Annotated in this window: 1 protein-coding gene; it reads right to left on the bottom strand. The window is 71.0% G+C overall.

The annotated features are described in order from the left end of the window. Nucleotides 1-1949, bottom strand: a 1949-nt coding sequence (locus tag GH737_RS15550; protein ID WP_196233232.1) for a hypothetical protein, incomplete at both ends; no start/stop codon positions are given.

The raw sequence follows: 1949 nt of genomic DNA, 5'->3' as shown, positions 1-1949 counted from the left end.
CATCCGCACTTCCGCCGCCGGGATCGGCGGTGCGCTCGCGGCAAGCTCGCGCAGCGCCGCCGAATCGGCATAGCAGAGATCCCCGACCTCGACCTTGGCTCCGTTCGCGGCAACCGGCGCGGGCGGCGCCGGCTCGGCAAAGCCGATGAACGGCTTGCGCGCGCGCGATGGCGGCAATGCCCGGGCGATCAGGAACGAGCGCGGCGACACTTCCGTCGACAGCTCGCTTCCGCGCGCGACGAACGACACCGACGTATAATCGAACGCGTCGCCGGCCTTGTATCGCGTGACGCTGTCCTGGTCCGTGACGAGCACGCCCATCGGAAGCCGCTCGAGCGGTCCGCTCGGGTCGACGATCAGCGCTGCCACCTGCTGCAGCCGTTGCGCTGCCGGCCCGGCGATCAGCCGGTACAGCGTATAGGCTGCGGCGACGTCGAACGCCTCGAGGCGCCCTTCGTCGAGGTGGCCGTCGATCGAATCCCGGATGCGCGCCGCCAGCGCGTTGAGCGCCTTGGCGGGCGCGACGACGCGATAGATCGTCGTGTCCTGCGGCGTGATCAGGATCGCATAATCCTTGCCGCGCAGCTCGGTCAGCTTGAAATAGGCTTCGTCGGGGCGGAGCGACGCGCGGATTTCCTGCACCGTCGCCGGTTGCTCGTCGTAGAGCTTGAGCCGCGGGTCGGTCGCGAGCTCCGCGTCGAGCCGCGTCAGCTTGTCCTGCGCCTCGGCGCGGCGGCGGTCGAGATCCGCGGTCGCGCCCTGTTGCGCGGGGTCGAGCTCGGCGATCTGATAGCGGACCCTGGTCAGCTCGCGCTCGACATCGGCGCGGTCGCGAAGCCTGGCGCCGACCGCCGGATCGGCCTGAAGGATGCTGCGGATGCGGTTCATCTGCCGCTCGATCGCGGGTTTGTTCACCGCCTGCACCGCCCGGAAGAATTCTTCCTCGGTGGCGGCGTCGGCAGCCCCGCCGTTGGCGCCGACGAGCAGGTCGAGATATTGCTCGAGGCCGGCGGGCGGCACGCCACCAGGCATCCCCGATTCGACCAGCGCGTCGAGCGCGCGTGCATATTCCGCGCGCGCCGGCCCGGTCGCGCCTTCGCGCTCCATGATCGCCGCCCGCTCCAGCAGAAGCTGCGCGACCGCCGGCGATGCTCCGGAGCTGGTCGCGATGACGCTCTGGCGAAGCGCATCGGCGGCGCGGTCGTAGGCGGCGAGCGCGCCCGCCCAGTCGCCAGTGCTCGCGGCGAGGCGTCCATGCTGGCGCTCCAGCCTGGCTTGCATCCACAAGGCGACGACCGGGCTGATGTCGGGGGAATGGAACGGCTCGAGGTCGTGATCGGCCGCCTGCAATGCCGCGCCGGCGCCCGCGGCGTCGCCTGACGCAAGCAGGGCGACGCTCTTCGCCCAGTTCGCCTGTGCCCGAAGCAACAGCTTGTCGAGCTCGCGCGCGTTGGGCACGTCGACCGACCGCTGGGCCGAACCTCGCGACGCGGCCGACCGGTTCAGCGCGCTGATGATCGCCGGATCCTCGAGCGGCTGGCCGGCACCCGCCGGCGCTCCTGCAATTCGGTCGAGCAGCTGGATCGCTTCGCGGAACTGGCCCCGGTTGATGAGGTCGAGCGCCTTGTACGTGTCGCGCTTGCTCGCGAGGAATCCGGAACTCGCGTCCGGAGCGGAAGCGATGATCGCGTCGGCGCGGGCGAAATGCTCGGCGGCAGTTTGGCCGAAGCGGATGTTCGAATCCGCCAGGGCAGCCTCCAGCGACAGCTCGGCGCGAGTGGCGGCAGGCGCGTCGGCGGGGAGCCGGCTGAGCGCATCGTTGGCGATCCGGGACGCTTCGATATGCTGGCCGCCGCGGTTGAGCGCGATCGTCTGGAGCAGCGCGGCCTGCGGGTCGAAATCGCCCGCCGCCGTGGTGCCCTGCGACTGCGGCGGAGCGGCGAGCGCGG

The organism is Sphingomonas segetis (genome assembly GCF_009720245.1).
Taxonomy (GTDB): domain Bacteria; phylum Pseudomonadota; class Alphaproteobacteria; order Sphingomonadales; family Sphingomonadaceae; genus Sphingomicrobium; species Sphingomicrobium segetis.
Note: the sequence above shows the minus strand (reverse complement) of the source record. Positions and strands in the feature narration are given on the sequence as shown.